This window comes from Actinoplanes sp. CA-051413, assembly GCF_050955795.1.
Taxonomy (GTDB): Bacteria; Actinomycetota; Actinomycetes; order Mycobacteriales; family Micromonosporaceae; genus Actinoplanes.
The window spans coordinates 2,116,451-2,136,485 of the sequence record NZ_CP192100.1; the positions used below are offsets into that span (position 1 = coordinate 2,116,451).

A 20,035-nucleotide genomic window follows, 5' to 3' on the forward strand; every position below is an offset into this window, starting at 1 on the left:
AGCGTCCACGCCGAAGACCATACGGGTCCTGATCGGACGAGGCCGCCCTGCCGGAACCTCAGGTCCGGCAGAGCGGCTCCGGGTCAGCGGGCCCGGTTCGCCAGCAGGCGGCGGGGGCTGAAGCGGACCAGCAGGTCACGGCCCCGGCTGAAGCTGCCGACCCACCGGGCCGACGTGTCTCCCATGCCCAGCCGCCACCGCAGCAACACCGACGGCGGCAGCACGACCGCCGCGAACCGCGTCCGCTTCGTCGCCGTCCTGGCCAGGCCCTTGCGGACCTGGTTCAGCGCCGCCGTCAGCTCGCCGCCCTGCAGCGGCTGCCGGGCGTACCGGGCTCGTTCCTCGGCCCGGCCCAGCAGCGTCGCCGACTCCGCCGGCGTGTCGGTCAGGTCGGCCTCGCGGACCAGGCGCTGGGCGGTGTGCCTCGGCGTTTCCGTCGGGTCCACCGGTACGCGGTAGTCGATCATCGTATCGACCAGTTCGTCCCAGGCGGCGTGGGCGTCCTCGCGGGCGCGTACCGCTTCGGTGGTCACGACGACTTCTCGGGTGCCCGGTGGGGCCGGGCCCGTCGCTGCCGTCACCGTTGTCTTCGGGGCTGTTGCCGCGTGGCGGCGTCGGCGGACCAGGACCCGGCGCAGGGCCGGCACCGCCAGCAGAACCAGGACCAGGGCGATGATTCCCGCCGTCAGCAGGGCCGTCGTCGAGGGGCCCGACTGGTTCGCCGGGTCGTTCAGGCCCTGGGCGCCGGCGTCGACGTCACGGTCCGGGCGTTCCGCCGCGCCCGGTCCGGCCGAGGCGTCGGTGCCCGGGGCCACCGTGGCGGTCGACGTCGGAGACGCCGTCTCCACCGCGTCGGTGTCCGGGGCCCAGTCGGAGCGGGTCGAGCCGACGACCGCGGCCGCCGGGGTCGCGTCGAACGGGACCCAGCCGAAGCCGTCCAGGTAGACCTCGGTCCAGGCGTGGGCGTTGCGGTTCGTCAGCACGTACGCGTCGCCGTCGCGGGTGCTGCCGCGGGTGAAGCCGAACGCCACCCGGGCCGGGATACCCGCCTCGCGGACCATCCAGGCCATCGCCGCCGCGTACTGCTGGCAGTAGCCCGCCTTGCCCTCCAGGAACGTCGTGATCACCGACGCGCCCGCCTCCGGGTCCGCGGTCTGCAGGCTGTACGTGAAGCCGTTGTCCCGGGAGAAGTAGCGGTAGATCGCCGCGACCTTGTCGTACTCGGTGCGCTCGCCCTTGGTCAGGTCGTCGACCAGCTTCTCGACCTTCGCGTCCTGCGGGACCGTGGTGAACTGGGTCCGCAGCGGGTTGTCGCGGGGCAGAGCCTCGGCGCTGCGCAGCTCGGCGGGTGTGTACTTGGCCCGCACGTAGTCGAACGAGTACTTCTTCTCCTTGGTGGTCGTGCGGTTGGAGTAGACCACCTGGGTGTTCGGGTCGTACGACCAGGCGCCGTCGAGGCCGTCTGTGTCGATCGCGGTCGCATAGACCGGGGCCAGGGTCTGACCGAAGTCCTTCGTGATCTCCACCTCGGCGTGGTACTGGCGGTACTGCGCGCCGGCGGTGGTGCCGCTCTCGCGGGGGTCGTAGAGACCGCGGGACAGCGGCTGGCCGTTCGGCGTGCGGTTGCTGAAGCCGTCCGAGGAGAGCACGTCGGCGACGCCGAAGCGCAGGTAGAACGGGTCCGGTTCGTTGGTCGTGACCCGGACGTAGTTGGTGACCTGGGTCTGGTTGAGCTGACCGCTGAGCGAGGCGAACAGGTTGATCCGGCCGGTGCCACCCTTGCCCGAGCCGCCCGTACCGTTGCCGCTGCCGGCCTGGGTGAGCGAGTTGAGCAGGCCGGTGTTGAGGCCCGGGACGATCACCGGCAGCAGCACGGCCGTGGCGACGCCGATCACGGCGAGCCGGCGTCCGGCCGCGGCCAGCGGCGACGGCTCCCAGACGTCGACGTCGCGGCCGTCGCCGGTGAAGCGACGGCCGAAGCGGCGCACCCGGTCCACGTTGTCGGCCACCAGCAGCCAGAGGAAGCCGGTCGCGCCGACGATGAACGGCAGCACCGGGACGCTGTCGACGTACACGGCGACCGGGACCGAGTAGATGGCCAGCATCGGCAGGCCGGCCAGGGCCGGCTTACGGGCCACGACGGTGAGCAGGTCGACCGCGATCGCGACCGCGCCGATGCCGAAGACGGCGACGAACAGCAGGCCTTCGCGGTCGGGGACCGGCACACCGTACGAGCGGGTGTCGTTGCCGGCGTCGCTGAACAGCGCGCCGAAGTGCTCGAACGTCGCCGGGGACGGGATCAGCGAGAGCAGTTCGTCGCCGCTGGGGAACATCCAGGTCAGGGTCAGCAGCAGCACCACGACCATGCCCAGTGCCTGCGCCCAGGACGGGAAACGCAGCGTACGGGTCAGCACCGCCGCGCCGGCCACCAGGCCGACCGCGAGGATGCACTCCAGCAGCCAGGTCCAGGTGTCGAAGATCGCCGACAGCGGCGCCGCCGCCAGCAGGGTCGCGGCCGCCGCCACGAGTCCCAGTCGTCGTCGCCCGGTCACCGTAGAACTCCCCTCATCGCCCGACCGTCTCGGCCATCGCCGCCCGGTAGGCGAAACCTTGCGAACCACGTCCGGCCGCCGGCCAGAGCGCGGCGAGCGAGTCGCCGTGCGCGACCGGCACCGAACGCCAGCCGCTGCGGACCAGGGCCAGAGCCGTGGCGCCGTGCGCCCGGTCGGCCTCGGTGCGTTCCCCGGGTGGCATGTTCACCCAGGTGGAACTGTCGATCGCGAACCCGATGCAGGTGGCGCCGTTGCCACGCAGCCCGGTGAGCACCTCGGCCTCGGCGACGCTGAGCGTGCCGAACAGGCCGATCACCAGGCCGCCGTCGGAACGCCGCCGGACCTGGTCCACCAGCACCGAGATGTCACCGGCGCGGGCCAGCTTGACGTCGGCGAGGGTGTCCAGGATCGCGCCCTCACCACCGATCTCGGTGGCGTCGACGTCGATCCCGGCCCCGGTCACCAGGCGCAGCTTGTAGCCGGCCTGGCGCAGGTGCATCGCGATGCTGGCGGCGGCCGAGACGGCCCATTCGAAGCTCGCCGTCGGGCCCTCGCCACGATGCGCGGCCTGACGGGTGTCCAGAACGACGGTAGCTCGGCTCTCCCACGGCTGCTCCTCGCGGCGCACCATGAGCTCGCCGGTGCGGGCGGTGGAGCGCCAGTGCACCCGGCGCAGGTCGTCGCCGCGCCTGTACTCCCGGGTGGCCGCGTCGTCCTCGCCGTGCACGGCCACCGACCGGGCGCGGCTGTCGCCGGTGCCCGCATACTCGCCGGCGAGACGCACGGGGGGCAGCGGGACGACCTGCGGGATGACCGTGAGCCGGTCGACGCTGGGGAACGAGCGGGTCAGCTCGCACAGCCCGAACGGGTCGGTCAGCCGGATCACCAGCGGGCCGACCGGATACCGGCCGCGCACGTCGGCGCGGACCGTGTACGCCACCGAGCTGGCCTGGTGCGCGCCGAGCCGTTCCAGCACCACGCGGGGCCGGCTGCCCAGGGCGTACGGCAGCCGGTCCTCCAGCAGCAGCGTGCCGGTGGGCAGCCGGGACATGTTCTGCAGGCGCAGGATGACGCGCGCGCTGGAGCCGACCGGGGCGCGGCCGGGCTCCAGCGAGCGGGTGCACGCCAGCTTGTAGCGGCTGCGCCCGACGTACGCCGCGGCCAGCAGCGGCAGCATGGCCAGCAGGATCGCCACCCGCAGCAGGTCCTTCTCGCCGAGGATGAACGCCGAGATGGCGGCGGCCGAGCCGGCGGCCAGGAAGGAACGGCCGCGGGTGGTCAGTCCCCGCATGGCCTCGCGCATGTCAGCGCCCCCGCGACTCGTACTGCCCGCGGGTGTCGCCGACCGCGCGCGTGTCGTACGGCGAGCGGTTGCGATCGTGCGGCAGGGGCAGCCGGTGCACGATCTCGGCCACGATGGCGTCGGTCGTACGCCGGTTGAGCTGGGCGTCCGCGGTCGGGATGATGCGGTGGGCCAGCACCGGCACGGCCAGGGTCTGCAGGTCGTCGGGCAGGACGTAGTCGCGGCCCTCGAGGGCCGCGACGACCTTGGCCGTACGGATGAGCTGCAGGGTGGACCGCGGTGACGCGCCGAGGCGGATCTCCGGTGCCTCCCGGGTGGCCGTGACGAGCGCGATCGCGTACTGCTGGACGGCCTCAGAGGCGTGCACGTCGCGGGCGGTGGCGATCAGCCGGCGGACCAGGGCGGCGTCGGCGACGGACCGCAGGTCGTTCAGCGGGTCGTGGGCGCCGTGACCGTTGAGCATCGCCATCTCGGCGCGCGGGTCCGGGTAGCCCATCGCGATACGGGCGGTGAAGCGGTCGCGCTGCGCCTCGGGGAGGGGGTAGGTGCCCTCCATCTCGATCGGGTTCTGAGTCGCGATGACCATGAACGGCGCCTGCAGCTCGTACGTCGTGCCGTCGACCGTGACCTGCCGCTCCTCCATGCACTCGAGCAGGGCGGACTGGGTCTTGGGCGAGGCCCGGTTGATCTCGTCGCCGACCACCAGGTTGGCGAACACCGCGCCCGGCTTGAACTCGAAGTCGCGCGTCTCCTGGTTGTAGACGCTGACCCCGGTCACGTCGCTGGGCAGCAGGTCGGGGGTGAACTGGATGCGCCGGACCGAGCAGTCGATCGAGCGGGCGAGCGCCTTGGCGAGCTTGGTCTTGCCGACGCCCGGCACGTCCTCGATCAGCAAGTGGCCCTCGGCGAGCAGCACGGCCAGAGCCAGCCGGACCGTCGCGCTCTTGCCCTCGATGACCTGCTCGATGTTGGCCATGATGGCCCCGCTTGCGGCGAGGAACTCATCACTCGGCAGGGGACCGCCGGGCTGGTCCCAGGTTGGCGTTGTCACGGGCCTCCTCCATGTCGTTCAAGCCCCTTCCTACGTGCTCACGTAGAAAAGGAACCGAAGGTTCGCGGGCGGCCGGCGGTCCGTGGGCCTCCGGCGCTCGCCGCCCGTTCCCCACAGGTTAGCCCGGTCACAGCAACCTGCCGAGCGCGCGCTAGCGGCAGTGACGGCTTGTGGTCAACTGGACACGCATATCGGATGGGTTACGAATCAGCACGGTTGATACCGGGTGCCGCGAGAACCGGACGCCCGGTATCATGCAGTCATGGCTCGGTCCTTCCTGCTTCTTAGCCAGCCGTGCTGATCTCATAACAGAGAACAGCGCGGCGCCCCCTCCTGCGAGAGGGGCTTTTTTGTGCCCTGAAGTAGGTGATCCTTGTCGACTGACTTTTCGAAAAGAACGAGATGGTGACGATGAGCGAGTCCGAGACCAACGCGGACGTCCCGCCGTACCGCTACACAGCGGCCCTGGCCGCGGAGATCGAGCCCCGCTGGCAGGAATTCTGGTCCGGCCACGGCACGTTCCACGCGCCGAACCCCACCGGTGAGCTGGCCGATCCCGAGCACCCGCGGGCCGGGGCGCCCAAGCTGCACGTGCAGGACATGTTCCCCTACCCGTCCGGCGCCGGCCTGCACGTCGGGCACCCGCTGGGCTACATCGGCACGGACTGCTACACCCGCTACAAGCGGATGGCGGGCTACAACGTGCTGCACCCGATGGGCTTCGACGCCTTCGGCCTGCCCGCCGAGCAGTACGCGGTGCAGACCGGCACCCACCCCCGGATCACCACCGAGGCCAACGTCGAGCGCTACCGCGGTCAGCTGCGCCGGCTGGGCCTGGCCTACGACGAGCGGCGCAGCTTCTCCACCACCGACCCCGAGTACTACCGCTGGACGCAGTGGATCTTCCTGCAGGTTTTCAATTCGTGGTTCGACCCGTCCGACGCCAAGGCCAAGCCGATCGAGATCCTGGTCTCGCAGTTCGAGGCCGGCGAGCGGGAGACGCCCGACGGACGGGCGTGGGCGGAGCTGTCCGACGTCGAGCGCCGGCAGGTGATCAACGACTACCGCCTGGCGTACGTCAGTGAGGCGCCGGTCAACTGGTGCCCGGGGCTGGGCACCGTGCTGGCCAACGAGGAGGTCACTCCGGACGGGCGTAGTGAGCGCGGCAACTTCCCGGTCTTCAAGCGCAGCCTGAAGCAGTGGATGATGCGCATCACCTCCTACGGCGACCGCCTGGTCGACGACCTGGACACGCTGGACTGGCCCGAGCCGGTCAAGCTGATGCAGCGCAACTGGATCGGCCGTTCCAAGGGTGCGCACGTGGACTTCCCGGTCGGTGGCGACGACGTGATCAGCGTCTTCACCACCCGGCCCGACACGCTGTTCGGCGCGACGTACATGGTGCTGGCGCCCGAGCACACCCTGGTCGACTCCGTCGTGCCGGCCGCCTGGCCCGAGGGCACCAAGGCGGTCTGGACGGGTGGGCACGCGAGCCCGGGGGAGGCCGTCGCGGCGTACCGGGCCGAGGCCGCGGCCAAGACCGAGGAGGAGCGGACCGCCGACGCCAAGGTCAAGACGGGTGTCTTCACCGGCGCGTACGCGACCAACCCGGTCAACGGCGCGCGCATCCCGGTGTTCATCGCCGACTACGTGCTGGCCGGCTACGGCACCGGCGCGATCATGGCGGTGCCCGGCCAGGACGAGCGCGACTGGGCGTTCGCGGAGGTCTTCGACCTGCCGATCATCCGTACGGTGCAGGCGCCCGACGGTTTCGACGGTGCTTTCACCGGCGACGCCCCGGCGATCAACAGCGACTGGCTGAACGGGATGGGCGTGGCCGACGCCAAGGCCGCGATGATCTCCTGGCTGGAGGAGCACGGCCACGGCCGGGGCGCCACCACGTTCCGGCTGCGCGACTGGCTGTTCAGCCGGCAGCGCTACTGGGGTGAGCCGTTCCCGATCGTCTACGACGAGACCGGCCTGCCCGTCGCGCTGCCCGAGTCGATGCTGCCGGTGGTGCTGCCGGACACCGACGACTTCTCGCCGCGCACCTTCGACCCGGACGACGAGCACAGCGAGCCGGAGACGCCGCTGTCGCGCAAGAAGGACTGGGTGACCGTCGAGCTGGACCTGGGCGACGGCCCTCGCGTTTATACCCGCGAGACCAACACCATGCCCCAATGGGCCGGTTCGTGCTGGTACGAGCTGCGCTACCTGGACCCGCACAACGACAAGGTGCTGGTCGACCCCGAGAACGAGGCCTACTGGATGGGCCCGAAGGACTCCGCGGACTGCGGCGGTGTCGACCTGTACGTCGGCGGCGTCGAGCACGCGGTCCTGCACCTGCTGTACGCCCGCTTCTGGCACAAGGTGCTGTACGACCTGGGCCACATCTCGTCCTTCGAGCCGTTCCGCAAGCTGTTCAACCAGGGCTACATCCAGGCGTACGCGTTCCGCGACGCGCGTGGCGTCATCGTGCCCGCCGAGGAGGTCGTCGAGCGCGACGGCAAGTGGTACTTCGGCGAGCAGGAGGTCGACCGCGAGTACGGCAAGATGGGCAAGTCGCTGAAGAACGTGGTCACCCCGGACGACATGAGCGAGCAGTACGGCGCCGACACGTTCCGGGTGTACGAGATGGCGATGGGCCCGCTGGACGTGTCCCGCCCCTGGGACACCCGCGCGGCCGTCGGCTCGCAGCGCTTCCTGCAGCGGGTCTGGCGCCTGGTGGTCGACGAGGAGACCGGCGCGGTCCGGGTCACCGACGACCCGCTGGACGCGGCGACGCGGCGCGTGCTGCACCGCACCATCGACGGTGTCCGCGAGGACATGGACGAGCTGCGGTTCAACACGGCCATCGCCAAGCTGATCCAGCTGACCAACACGCTGACCCCGCTGGGCACGACGTCCCGCGAGGCGATCGAGCCGCTGGTGCTGATGACCTCGCCGTTCGCGCCGCACCTGGCCGAGGAGCTGTGGCGCAAGCTGGGCCACGAGGACACGCTGGCCTACGCCGACTTCCCGGTGCCCGACCCGGCCCAGCTGGTGGCCGAGTCGGTCACCTACCCGGTGCAGGTCAACGGCAAGGTCCGCGGCCGGGTCGAGGTCGCGCCGGACGCGAGCGAGGAGACGGTACGCACGGCAGCGCTGGAGTCGGTGGCCGAGGCACTGGCGGGCCGGGAGCCCCGCAAGGTGATCGTGGTCGCCGGCCGACTGGTCAGCGTCGTCGTCTGATCGTCGTTCCACATGCAGGACAGTGGCAGGGTCGTCGGGAGGTCGGGCACGCCGTACCGGAACAATCCGGTACGTGCCTGATCTCCCGGACGTCCTGACCGTTGCCCCGCTGAGCTCACCCCTGGACGCAACTGTGCGCCCACCGGGGTCCAAGAGCATCACCAACCGGGCGCTGCTCTGCGCCGCCCTGGCCCCGGGCCCGTCGACGCTGACCGGGGCCCTGTTCGCGGACGACACGCGGGCGATGCTCGACGCGGTGGCCGCCCTGGGTGCCACCGTCGAGGCGGACCCCGAGGCGGCGGTGATCCGGGTGACCGGCGTCGACCCGCGTACCGGAACAGCCGACGCTGCTGTCGACGCCCGGCAGTCCGGCACCACGTCCCGTTTCATCCTGCCGGCGGCGGCGCTGCGTCCCGGCCGTACCGTTGTCGACGGCACCCCGCAGCTGCGCGCGCGCCCGTTCGGTCCGGTCCTGGACGCCCTGCGCGACCTGGGCGCGGAGGTCTCCACGACGGGGTTCCTGCCCGCGACTGTGCGCGGTCCGCTGCGTGGCGGTCCGGTGCAGGTCAGTGGCCACATCTCCAGCCAGTTCCTGTCCGGCCTGCTGATGGCCGGGCCCCTGATGACCGACGGCCTCGCCGTGGAGCTGACGTCCCCGCTGGTGTCCGTGCCATACGTGGAGATGACCCGGGCGGTGATGACAGCCTTCGGCGTACGCGTCGACGGCCTGACCGTGGCGCCGGGCACCTACCAGCCGACGGAGTACGCGGTGGAGCCGGACGCGAGTGCGGCCTCTTACTTCCTGGGCGCGGCGGCGATCGCGGGCGGCCGGGTGACCGTGCGTGGGCTCGGCAGTTCGAGTCTGCAGGGCGATGTCGGCTTCGCGGACGTGCTGGGCCGGATGGGGGCGACTGTGACCCGCTCGGCCGACTCCTTGACGGTCAGCGCGGCAGGCCCGCTGCACGGGGTCGACGTCGACATGTCCGATATTTCGGATACTGCGCAGACGTTGGCGGCTGTGGCGGTCTACGCGGACTCGCCGACCCGGGTGCGGGGGATCGGCTTCATCCGCGGCAAAGAGACAAATCGGGTGGCGGCGGTGGTGACCGAGCTGCGCCGGGCGGGGATCGACGCGGTGGAGGACGAGGACGGCTTCACGATCCGTCCGGGGGCGCCGCGGCCGACTCGGTTCGCCACGTACGAGGACCACCGGATGGCGATGAGTCTGTCGCTGCTGGGGTTACGGTCGCCGGGGATCGAGATCGCTGACCCGGGTTGCGTGGCCAAGACGTACCCGCACTTCTTCACCGACCTCGCCGCCTTGAGCTGACCCCGCCGCCTACCCTGCCTCCGCTGACCAGGCTGCTGCCCGCTGCACCAAGGTTGCCTGAGTTGGGGTGCTTGATCGGCCATCGCTGACCCAGCGGCACAGGCTGCTGCCCGCCTGCACCCGCGTTGCCTGAGTGGGGGCAGCGTGACCCACGTGGTGTTGGAGATCTTGGTAGCCGATGGCTCCTATAGCGGCCAAAAATATAAAGGTCTGCCGGTGCCAACCGCAGGGCCCGGCTGGCGGCTCCGCCTGACCTGCTCCGGCCGCGCGCGCGGCAGGGGCGGTATGAACGCCTGAGGTGGCATGGACGCCTGGGGCATTGTGGGCGGCTTGGGTGATGTGGGCACCGGGGCGGTGGGCCGCTGGTCGCCGGCGCTAGGTCCCTGGCGCTGAGCCGCTGAGCCGCTGAGCCGCTGAGCCGCTGGGCGCTGAGCGCTGAGCGCTGAGCGCTGGGGACTGGGCGTTGGGCGGCTGTGCGTTGTGCGTTGTGCGCTGTGCGCTGGGCGCTGTGCGCTGTGCGTTGGGCGGCGGGCCGCCGGGCCGGGGGCCGTTGGCGGCTGGGTGTTGGGCGGCTGGGCGTTGGGGGCGCTTGGCTGCCAGGCCCGTTGAGGTGCGGAGCTTGATCGAGTCGCCGGAAGGGCCGCGTTGTCACGAAGTAGGACCTGCGCCCGGGAGCGTTTCTAGCGCTGGGGCGGGGGACGACGGGTCAAAGGAGAACGGCCCGCCACGAATGCGGCGGGCCGTGCGCCGTTTCTCCAGCTGCGTTGGCTCAGGCGGCCGCAGCGACCGCAGCCGCGGCGTCGCGGCGGGCGGCCAGGCGCCACCGCAGCACGATAGTCGTCGTCAGGCCGATCCCGATCGCCGCCGGTGCCAGCGTCAGCGGGTTCATCGAGCCCGGCGAAGCCACCGCCGCGCCGATCACCGCGTACGAAACCGCGGACGGCACAGATGCCAGCGTCGTGCCGAGCAGGTAGCGCTTGCGGCACACCGATGTCGTGCCGTAGGCGTAGCCGATCAGGCCGAACGGGGCCAGCGGGAGGAAGCGGACCAGCAGCACCGCCGACAGGCCGCGGCGGTTCAGCCAGCCGTCCAGGCGGTCCAGTTTGCCGCCCGCCCGCGCGCCCAGGGCGCCTCGGCCGGCCCAGCGGCCCGCGTAGTAGGTCGCCACCGCGGCGATGATGGCCGCGGCCAGGGCGGTGGCCGCGCCGGTGGCCGGGCCGAGCAGGGCGCCGCAGGCCAGCGTGATTGCGGTACGGGGGACGAGCACCGACAGGAGCAGGCCGCCCACCACCGCGATGGCGACGGCTGCCGCCGGGCCGAAGCCCACGACCGAGTCCGCGATGGCCTGCAACGGCAGGACCGCGGCCGCCACGCCGAGTGCGGCAATGACGGCGGCGAGGATGCCGACGCGGGTGAACCGGCGCCGCCAGCCGAGCGGGGTCGTCGGGTGCTGCGTGCTGACCTGAGGGTCCGTGGCGGGGGTGGTGATGCCCCGCGGGGCGATCAGGGTGTCAGTCATGCAGGCGTACCCCTAAAGTCTCGTCGGTCCAGGTCTGGTGATCGGCGCCTGCAGTGCTCAGGCGGCGCCTGCCGCGGCGAGCCGCTCGCCTCTGAGCCGGTCGGCCCAGGTGTCGTCGAGCGCTTGAAGACTATCCGCGCCGATCGCCCAGCGCAGTAGCAGATCGGCTATCGCTGGGTTGCGGGCCAGCGCCGGGCCGTGCGCGTAGGTGCCGAGGATCTTGCCGTGCCAGGCGCCCTCGGTCTGGCCGTCGTTGCCGACGCCGGCGGTCACCCGGGCCAGTGGTGCCACTCCGGGACCCAGGTGGGTCCGGCCGCCGTGGTTCTCGAATCCGGTCAACGGGGGCAACCCTAGCCGGGGATCGATGTCGCCGCGAACCTCACCCACCGCGCGTGTCTCGCCCCGGTCCGAGCTGAGGTCGAGCAGGTCCAGGCCGGCGCACTTGGCGCCCTTGGCGAAGAACGAGCTGCCGAACAGCTGGTAACCGGCGCACACGGCGAGCACGGCCGCGCCCTGGTGGACGGCCCGGTGCAGGCCGCCGTCGGCGATCAGCCGCTGGGCGGCCAGCGCCTGCGGGCCGTCCTCGCCGCCGCCGATCAGGTAGATGTCGGCGGTGGTGGGCATGGCCTGGTCCGAGCGGACCTCGTACGTCTCCACCGGGATGCCCCGCAGCGCGGCGCGGCGGCCGAGGATCAGCAGATTCCCCCGATCGCCGTACGTGGAGAGCAGGTCCGGGTAGATCCAGACGATCCGCAGGGTGCTCTCAGTTGACACGGTCCAACTCCGCTCGGATGTCCTGGAACGCCGTGTAGTTGGCGATCACTTCTAGCCGGCCGGGCGGGCTGGCCTGCACCGCCTCGTCGAAGGTATGCACGTGCCGGAAGGCGACATCGTTCACTTCCAGCCGGACCGCCAGGTCGTAGGCCCGGTCGCCGGTGATCAGCACCTGCCGGCCGCGCAGCGGGGAGAAGTCGACGTCGTAGAGCCAGGACGTGTCGAAGCCGTCGGGGTCGCGGGCGTTGATCGACAGCAGGGTGGGGGCCACCTCGGCCATGTCGAACGCCTCGAGCCAGCTGGCCGGGTTCTTGGCCAGCAGCAGCCGGATGTTGCGGCCGTCGCGTTCCACCTGGGCGTAGCGGCCTGCCACCGACGAGACGCCGGCCAGCCGGGGGACGGCCTCTATCGGGCGGACGCCGAACTCGGCGGCCACGGCCAGCGCGGTGGCGGCGTTGCCCAGGTTGACGTGCCCGGGCAGCTGGAGCTTGACCAGGTGCCAGTCGCCGCGGGGGTCGATGACGCCGTCGTCCTCGACGGTCCACTGGGCCTGCGGGCGGCGCAGCGGGCACCCGGTGCAGCGCCAGTCGCCGTTGGCGCGTTCGATCGGGGAGCCGCACTCCGGGCAGACGAACGAGTCGTCGTGCCAGCGCTGGCCGGCGCTGAACCAGACGACGTGCTCGGTGTTGACCGCCGCCCAGACCACCATCGGGTCGTCGGCGTTGGCGACCACGTGCACGTCGGGGTGGGCGGCCAGGGCGGTCCGCCACATCTGGGCCATCATGGCGACTTCCTTGGCCCGGTCGAGCTGGTCGCGGGAAAGGTTGAGCAGTGCCACCACCCGCGGGGTGGTCTCGTCGATGACCCGGGCCAGGTAGTGCTCGTCGACCTCGAGCACCGCGAACGGGGTGGCACCGGCCTTGGCCAGGGCCGAGGTGTGCCCGGTGGGCATGTTGGCGCCGAAGGAGTTGGTGGCGACCGGGCCCAGCACGCCGAGGGCGGCCGCGGTGAACCGGGTCGTGGTCGTCTTGCCGTTGGTGCCCGAGACCAGCGCGATCGCGCGGCCGGCGGCGAGGTTCTTCAGCAGGTCAGGATCGATCTTGAGACCGATCCACCCGCCGATCACCGAGCCGTCGCCGCGGCCGGCCGCCCGTGAGAGCGCCGCAGCGGTTCGCGACACGGAGGTCGCGACCTTGGCCCGTAGGGGCATCTTCCCGTCCGTCACGGCGACGAGGGTACCGGAAACGGACACTACGTCGAGTGGCCCCGGGGTCTGTCCAGGGGTATCCGCCGCCGGGCCGCCCCCTCGGCCGAACGGATGATCTCCACTACGCCGCCTGTCGCCGAGTTTGCGCCGGTGGGGGCGTTTACGGTCACATTCTCCCGACCTCGGTCCGGCCCATGATCGACCCCGATGGGGCTTTTTATGTGTTGTGTTTCACCCGTAACCTTCGACCCAAAGTGATCATCCCATCACCAGGTGCACCGGCATTTGTCACGGCCTGGTTACAAACCGGACAGCGATCCACGTGCCAAATACGGAGAGTAGTCGAGCGGAGCCCTGCAGTCCGCCGGGAAATCGGGTAGCAAGGGTGAGCCGGTGAGCGCCCGCTCGCCGCTCGCACCGCATCGGACCACGCCGAGCCCTGCCCCGGTCCGGGTGGCGCGACCACACGCACGCGAACAACAACACAGGCATACGGGGGCAGGGACGGGGGACCCAGATTCGGTCCACGGGGCACGCGCCACTTGCGGCGTACCGCGGGGATCTTGGGGTGAAGCCACCATCGGTGGCCGGGCAACCTTCCCGCCCGAACCCGACAGCTAACCTCGCAGGCGTGCCGGAGGGATATCTCTACCGTGCACGAAAGCACCTCGCACCGGCGTCGTCGTACCGTTGGCACCGGTCCCATCGCTCTGTCCCTGGGTCTCAGCCTCGCGGCCAGCCAGCTGATCGGCACCCCGGCGGCCTCCGCCGCTCCGGCGCCCGTCACGGCGGCCGCGGCGGCAGCCGTCAAGCCCAAGCTCACGAACTCCTACAACAGGAGGGCAGTGAAGAAGGGTCAGACGGTCCGGGTGACCGCGAAGCTCATCAACCCGAAGACCGGCAAGGGCGTCAAGGGCGCCAAGGTCAGGCTGCAGATCCGTGGCGGCAAGGCGTGGAAGACCTGGGTCACCCGGTCGACCGACGCCAAGGGTGGCGTCTCGATCCTGACCAAGCCCGGCTCGTCGCTGTACTACCGCACCGTCTTCTCTGGCGGCAAGGGCTACACCGCGGTGCGCAGCGGCCAGACCAAGATCACCGTGCGCGTCACCCAGAACAAGGCGGCCAAGGTGCTGGCCGAGGCGGCCAAGCACAAGGGCGCGCCGTACAAGTTCGGTGCTTCCGGTCCGAACCGGTTCGACTGCTCCGGCTACACCATGTACGTCTACAAGAAGGCCGCCGGTAAGAAGCTGCCGCACAAGGCCAACTCGCAGCAGCGGTACGGCAAGGCCGTCGGCAAGGGCAGCAAGAAGGCCGGCGACCTCCTGGTCTTCCGTTCCGGCTCCTACGGCACCCACGTCGGCATCTACGCCGGCGGCGGGTACATGTGGGCCGCCCCGCACACGGGTGACAAGGTCAAGAAGCAGAAGGTCTACGGCAAGAACTACGTCGTGCGCCGCCTCGTCTGAGTTCCGCTCAGCGGTACGGTCAACGGCAGCACCAGTAAGAGCAGTACGACAGTTCAGTGGGGCGCGACCCGGTACGGGGTCGCGCCCCACTGTCATGTCCGCTCCACTTTCTCCTCCACTTTCCTCCCCGATGAGGTGCCCAAGGGCAGCCGCGCCTTCCCCAACGCCCGAATTCGGGGGACTTTCGTGCCCGGGTGGGCGGCATGTCGGAAAGTGGACCATGGTGCGGCCCGCCCGGCCCTCCACTTCCACCCCACCGGCTCTGACGTGCGGATACATCCGCGAATCGGGTTCGCGGAAGCCGTCATTCTGGTTGCGAGTGGAGGGAAGTGGAGTAGAGTGGAGCGCAGTGGCAGGGCCTGAGGAGGAGCTGAATCCGAGGGGATTTGCCGGCCCAGACGACAGGTGATCCGCACAGAGCTGGCTCTGCGGCGGCGCCCGGGGCAGGGGGGTTGGGCCGATGTTCCTCGGCACGCACACCCCGCGCCTGGACGACAAGGGCCGACTGATCCTTCCGGCGAAGTTCCGCGACGAGTTGGCGGGAGGTGTCGTGATCACCAAGGGGCAGGAGCGTTGCCTGTACGTCTTCCCGATGCCGGAGTTCCAGCGGATCGCCGACCAGCTGCGCGAACAGCCGGTCACCCACAAGGCCGCCCGGGCCTACAGCCGGGTGTTCTTCGCCAGTGCGCACGACGAGATCCCCGACAAGCAGGGCCGGGTCACCATCCCGGCGCATCTTCGGGAGTATGCGGCGCTGAACCGCGAGCTCGTGGTGATCGGGGCGAGCACGCGGGTGGAGATCTGGGACAAGCAGTCCTGGGAGCAGTACCTCTCGGCGAGCGAGGACGACTTCGCCGACATCGAGGAGGGGGTGCTGCCCGGCGGATTGTGAGGCGTGGCACCTGTGGGCCAGTGAAACGGCCCGGACGTCGCTGCCGCCGTACTGCGAGATCTCCAGCCGCTCCCGCTCCTGGCGCCTCTTCCCCGGTGCCAGGCGTGTGTCCGGTCGGGCGCGCCCGATGGCAACGGGCACGAGCGGATGGGGATCTGGCGGTACGGACAGACGACCGGGCTGTGCCGGCACCGGGGATCGGTGCGGGTCGGACCGGGTGAGCGCGGAAAGAGCAGGCAATGGGGGTCAGGATGGGCGAGCTTCGCGGCACACACGTGCCGGTGCTGCTCGAGCGCTGCCTCGAGTTGCTCGCCCCCGCGCTCGCGCTGCCGGGCGCGGTGCACGTCGACTTCACTCTGGGCCTGGGCGGGCACGCAGAGGCAGTGCTGGAACGGCACCCGGACGTGGTCCTGATCGGACTCGACCGGGACACCGAGGCGCTCGCGCACTCCCGGCAGCGGCTGGCGCGGTTCGCGGACCGGACCCACTTCGTGCACGCGGTCTACGACGAGCTGCCGGCGGTGCTGGCCGACCTCGGATACCGGCACTTCCACAGTGGCCTGTTCGACCTCGGTGTCTCGTCGCTCCAGCTGGACGAGCCGGACCGTGGGTTCGCCTACGCCCGGGACGCGCCGCTGGACATGCGGATGGACCAGTCGCGCGGGATCACCGCGGAGGAGGTCGTCAACGGCTACGAGCCCGGCGAGCTCGTCCGCATCCTGCGGGTGTACGGCGAGGAGAAGTTCGCCACCCGGGTCGTCTCGGCGATCGTCAAGGAGCGGGCGAAGGGCCGGATCGTCTCGTCGTCCCGCCTCGCGGACCTGGTCCGGGACGCGATCCCGGCCGCCGCGCGGCGAACGGGTGGAAATCCCGCGAAAAGAACGTTTCAGGCGCTACGTATTGAGGTAAATGCGGAACTCGCCGCGGTCGAGGCGGCGGTTCCCGCGGCATTGGACAGCTTGGCCCCGAAGGGGCGCCTTGTGGTGATGTCGTATCAATCGTTGGAGGACCGGATCGTCAAGCGCGCCTTCGCCGCGAGGGCGCGCAGCACCGGGCCGATCGACCTGCCGGTCGAACTGCCCGGAACGGGCCCTTCGGTGCGGCTCCTGACCCGCGGGTCGGAGCTGCCCAGCGCGGCGGAGGTGGCGGAGAACCCGCGGGCGGCTTCGGTGAAGCTGCGCGCGGTGGAACGGATCGACCAGCACGGCCAGACGGCAGGGACCGCGCGCGAACGGTCCCGACTGTCTACAACGCACGGGGGACAAGGGCGGTTACGCCCGGGGGAACGCCAGGAGGGGGAGGGGCATTGAGCGAGCGCATGACCACTGCGCCGCGGTCGGGGGGCCGGACCACGGAGCAGGTTGGCAAGGGCCGGCGCACGCCGGCCGGCAAGACGACCGGTACGACCACGGGCGGAGGCGTCCGGGGGGCACGCCGCAACCCGACGGCCGGTACCAACCGGGACAGCGCTGTCCAGAACAGCGCCGTCCAGGGCGCCACTGCCCTCAAGCTCAACACCGAGCAGCAGCGTGACCCGATCACGACCCCGCGCCTGCGGGTGGCGCCGCCCGCGCCGATCAACGCTCCGCGCGCGCCGTTCATCGCGCTCGTGGTGGCGGTCGTCGTGGCCGGCGTGCTCGGCATCCTGCTGATCAACACCAAGACGGCGGAGAACTCGTTCCGGATCGACACGCTCCAGAAGCAGCAGGCCAAGCTGGACTCCCAGCAGCAGGAGCTGGAGAACGAGATCGCCGCCAACAACAGCCCGGGCAGCCTGGACGCCGCCGCCCGCCGGCTGGGCCTGGTCAAGGCCGACAACCCGGCGTACATCCGGCTGCCCGACGGCAAGGTCTTCGGGGTGCCGAAGCCGGGCAGCGGCGAGGTGGCCGTGACCGCGCAGGAAACCGCCACCTCGGCGACCGGGCGGTAACGCATGCCGCCCCGCGCCGACGGGACACCGCGCCGGGGCCAGGAGCCCCGGCGCGGCGCTTCTGCTGACCTGCCGCCGGCCGACGGCTCCGGGCGTGAGGACGACCGGGCCCGCGGTTTCGGCGGCATCGGAGACGCGCGGGCCTACACACCGCGTGGCCGGACCGTGCGCGAGGGAGACCAGCGCACCCGGTCGCCGCGTACGGGTCGCAACACCGATCCGTTCCGTCCCGCGCTGCAGGTCCTGGACGGCGGCCGGCCGACCCGTGACCGGCGCCGCGAGGCCGAGGACGACCAAGAGCCGCCGTCGCACCCGGCCCGGGAAGAGCGGGGCCGGGAGAAGCCGGGCCGCGAGTCGCGGGCCCGCGCCAAGCAGGACCGCGAGACGGAAGACCGCGACACGGACGGCCGCGACACCGAACGCCGCGACACGGACGGCCGTGGGACGCGGGACCGTGGGACGCGGGACCGTCGGACGCGCGACCGCGAGCTGCCGGACCAGCGCCAGGAAACGCCGCGGGGGCGTGCCACTGAGGACCGTGCCACCGAAGCGCGGTCCGGGAAGCCTCGCACCGCCGACGGCCGTGCCGCCCAGAGCCGAAGCACCCAGAGCCGTGCCGCCCAGAGCAGCGCGGCCCAGGGCCGTGCCGCCCAGGGCCGCGGCGCTCAGAGCCGGGCCGCTCAGAGCCGGGCCGCTCAGAGCCGTGCTGCCCAGGACCGGGCCGCCCAGGACCGTTACGACGAGGACGAGTGGGACGAGGCGCCACGCCGGGGCGGCCGGGCCACTGCCGGTGCCACCCGGTCGCGCTCGACCGCCAACCCGCGGCGGGGCGCCGCTGGTGCCCGTACCGAAGCAAGTGCCCGGACCGGCCGGGAGCGCAAGGTCGCCGTCCCGCCCGGACCCCGGCGTGGGCCGGCCGGGCGTCCGGCCCGGTCCTCGGCGCCGGCCCGGCCCGGCACCCGGCGGCCCGCACCGCTGATCCCCGCCGAGCCGCCGCGGCTCGCCAACGGCACCCGCCGGCTGCGGCTGGGCACCGTGCTCGCGCTCACCCTGTTCGTGGCGATCGGGGTACGGCTGGTCGTGTTGCAGGTCGGCGGTTCCACCGCAGCCGCGGAGAGCCTGCTCGAGCAGCGCCAGAAGCGCCTCACCGAGGTGGTCCTCCCGGCGCCGCGCGGCAGCATCCTGGACAGCTCCGGTGCGGTGCTGGCGCACAGTGTCGAGGCGCGGTACATCTACGCCGACCCGGAGATGATCAAGGATCCGGTCGCCGCGGCCGCCAAGCTCTCCCCGAAGCTGGGCATCCCGCCGTCCAAGCTGATCTCGCTCATGGCGAAGAAGAAGCGGCCCGGCGGCGGCCCGTCCCGCTTCGAGTACCTGGCCCGCGGCGTCGACATCGCGGTGGCCGACGAGATCGCCGCGATGAAGATCCCCGGCATCAGCTCCGACCGTGACGAGCGCCGGGACATCCCGGGCGCCGACCTCGCGGCCAACCTGATCGGCTTCACCGGCGACGACCACACCGGGCTCGAGGGCCTCGAGGCCCGCTACGACGAGCTGCTGCGCGGCAGCGACGGCAAGCGGGTGTTCGAGATCGGCCGCGGTGACCTGGCCAAGGAGATCCCGGGCGGCTACCACCGGCAGGACGACGCCTCGCCCGGCTCGTCGATCCAGCTGACCATCAACCGCGACCTGCAGTTCGAGGTGCAGCGGGTGCTGAGCCAGCAGGGCGAGAAGAGCAACGCGACCGTGGCCGCCGCCGTGGTGCTGAACGCCAAGACCGGCGAGGTGCTGGCCCAGGCGAGCTACCCGGCCTACAACGCGGCCAAGCCCGGCGACTTCAAGCCCCGCGACCGGGAGGACGTGGCGACCAGCGTCATCGCCGACCCGGGCTCGACGCACAAGGCGTTCACCATCGGCGCGGCCCTGGAGGAGGGCGTCATCACCCGGGACTCGCTCATCACGGTGGGCCCGGGTCTCAAGCGGGGCGGCTACGACTTCGTGGACACCCACCGTCAGCCGTCCGGCACCCGGCTCACCATCCCCGGCGTGCTGGCGTACTCGTCGAACGTCGGCACGATCCGCATCGCCGACAAGCTCGGCAAGGCCAAGCTGTACGAGTACCAGCAGCGCTTCGGCCTCGGCCGGGCCACCAACGAGGGCATGCCGGGCGAGGCGACCGGCAAGCTGCTGGCCCCCGACGAGTGGAGCGGCTCGGCGTCCGGCTCGGTGCCGATCGGCATGAGCGTCGACGCCACGCTGATCCAGATGACAGCCGGGTACGGCGCCATCGCCAATGACGGCACCTACATCCAGCCGCACCTGATCAAGGCGACCATCTCCGGCAAGAACGGCTCCGTCGTCCCGGCCCCGGCACCGGAGACGCATCGGGTGCTCAGTGCCGGCACGGCCCGGCAGCTGCGCGAGATGATGGAGTCGGTGGTCGACGCCGAGGGCGGCACGGGTGGCCGGGCCAAGGTCGACGGCTACCGGGTCGCGGGCAAGACCGGCACCGGCAAGATGCTGGTCGAGGGCCAGTACACCAAGCACAACGCCGGCTCGTTCATCGGCATGGCGCCGGCCGAGGACCCACAGTTCGTCATCGGGGTCTTCGCCGACGTGCCCGACGGCACCGGCGGCGACGTGGCCGCTCCGGCGTTCAGCAAGATGATGTCCTCCGCGCTGCGCCACTACCGGGTGCCGCCGTCGGGTAACCCGGAGCCGACCTTCAAATTGAAGGGGTAGGCGTACCGATGGCGTTCGCAGCGGGATGCCGGCCACGG

General features: G+C 71.4%; 13 protein-coding genes and 1 riboswitch. Of the genes, 7 read left to right on the forward strand and 6 right to left on the reverse strand.

Features of this window, described 5'->3' with window-relative positions:
- Positions 1–83: 83 nt before the first annotated feature.
- From ACQP2Y_RS10140 to ACQP2Y_RS10150, 3 genes are read right to left on the reverse strand one after another with little or no spacing between them, the layout of a single operon-like run.
- Positions 84–2,552, reverse strand: a complete 2,469-nt coding sequence (locus ACQP2Y_RS10140) for a transglutaminase TgpA family protein (protein WP_433726656.1) — start codon at positions 2,550–2,552, stop codon at positions 84–86.
- A gap of 13 nt (positions 2,553–2,565) precedes the next feature.
- Positions 2,566–3,855, reverse strand: coding sequence for a DUF58 domain-containing protein (locus ACQP2Y_RS10145; RefSeq protein ID WP_433726658.1), 1,290 nt, complete (start codon positions 3,853–3,855; stop codon positions 2,566–2,568).
- Between the two features lies 1 nt (position 3,856).
- Positions 3,857–4,906 (reverse strand): AAA family ATPase, encoded by a 1,050-nt coding sequence (locus tag ACQP2Y_RS10150; protein ID WP_433726660.1) that lies wholly within the window; start codon positions 4,904–4,906, stop codon positions 3,857–3,859.
- A gap of 411 nt (positions 4,907–5,317) precedes the next feature.
- Between ACQP2Y_RS10150 and leuS the strand changes: the two genes are divergently transcribed.
- Positions 5,318–8,137: a leucine--tRNA ligase gene (leuS, locus tag ACQP2Y_RS10155; protein WP_433726662.1), complete on the forward strand. Its 2,820-nt coding sequence runs from the start codon at positions 5,318–5,320 to the stop codon at positions 8,135–8,137.
- Between the two features lie 73 nt (positions 8,138–8,210).
- Complete coding sequence (gene aroA, locus ACQP2Y_RS10160; RefSeq protein WP_433726664.1) at positions 8,211–9,467, forward strand: 3-phosphoshikimate 1-carboxyvinyltransferase; 1,257 nt, start codon at positions 8,211–8,213, stop codon at positions 9,465–9,467.
- Positions 9,468–10,236: 769 nt separating this feature from the next.
- On the opposite strand, the gene ACQP2Y_RS10165 is transcribed toward aroA, so the two are convergent.
- From ACQP2Y_RS10165 to ACQP2Y_RS10175, 3 genes are read right to left on the reverse strand one after another with little or no spacing between them, the layout of a single operon-like run.
- Positions 10,237–10,986 carry a TVP38/TMEM64 family protein gene (locus ACQP2Y_RS10165; RefSeq protein WP_433726666.1) on the reverse strand — a complete coding sequence of 250 codons (750 nt, stop codon included), beginning with the start codon at positions 10,984–10,986 and terminating at the stop codon, positions 10,237–10,239.
- 57 nt (positions 10,987–11,043) lie between these two features.
- Positions 11,044–11,760 (reverse strand): type 1 glutamine amidotransferase, encoded by a 717-nt coding sequence (locus ACQP2Y_RS10170; protein WP_433726668.1) that lies wholly within the window; start codon positions 11,758–11,760, stop codon positions 11,044–11,046.
- Complete coding sequence (locus ACQP2Y_RS10175) at positions 11,750–12,970, reverse strand: MurT ligase domain-containing protein (protein ID WP_433731875.1); 1,221 nt, start codon at positions 12,968–12,970, stop codon at positions 11,750–11,752. Before ACQP2Y_RS10175 ends, ACQP2Y_RS10170 begins: the two co-directional genes overlap by 11 nt.
- Before the next feature lie 523 nt (positions 12,971–13,493).
- A riboswitch (cyclic di-AMP (ydaO/yuaA leader) is annotated at positions 13,494–13,614 on the forward strand.
- Between the two features lie 6 nt (positions 13,615–13,620).
- On the opposite strand from ACQP2Y_RS10175, the gene ACQP2Y_RS10180 reads away from it, so the two are divergent.
- The 5 genes from ACQP2Y_RS10180 (at position 13,621) to ACQP2Y_RS10200 (ending at position 19,997) form a co-directional block, all read left to right on the forward strand.
- Positions 13,621–14,433, forward strand: coding sequence for a C40 family peptidase (locus ACQP2Y_RS10180; RefSeq protein WP_433726670.1), 813 nt, complete (start codon positions 13,621–13,623; stop codon positions 14,431–14,433).
- A 460-nt stretch (positions 14,434–14,893) separates the two neighbouring features.
- The gene (gene mraZ, locus ACQP2Y_RS10185) at positions 14,894–15,325 is read left to right on the forward strand and encodes a division/cell wall cluster transcriptional repressor MraZ (protein ID WP_212993900.1); all 432 of its coding nucleotides are present in this window, start codon (positions 14,894–14,896) and stop codon (positions 15,323–15,325) included.
- 251 nt (positions 15,326–15,576) lie between these two features.
- A complete protein-coding gene (gene rsmH, locus ACQP2Y_RS10190; protein WP_433731877.1) occupies positions 15,577–16,635 on the forward strand; it encodes a 16S rRNA (cytosine(1402)-N(4))-methyltransferase RsmH in 1,059 nt (352 codons plus the stop codon).
- An 8-nt stretch (positions 16,636–16,643) separates the two neighbouring features.
- On the forward strand, positions 16,644–17,255 hold the full coding sequence (locus tag ACQP2Y_RS10195; protein WP_433726672.1) for an FtsB family cell division protein: 612 nt from the start codon (positions 16,644–16,646) through the stop codon (positions 17,253–17,255).
- Between the two features lie 3 nt (positions 17,256–17,258).
- Positions 17,259–19,997, forward strand: a complete 2,739-nt coding sequence (locus tag ACQP2Y_RS10200; protein ID WP_433726674.1) for a penicillin-binding transpeptidase domain-containing protein — start codon at positions 17,259–17,261, stop codon at positions 19,995–19,997.
- Positions 19,998–20,035 lie beyond the last annotated feature (38 nt).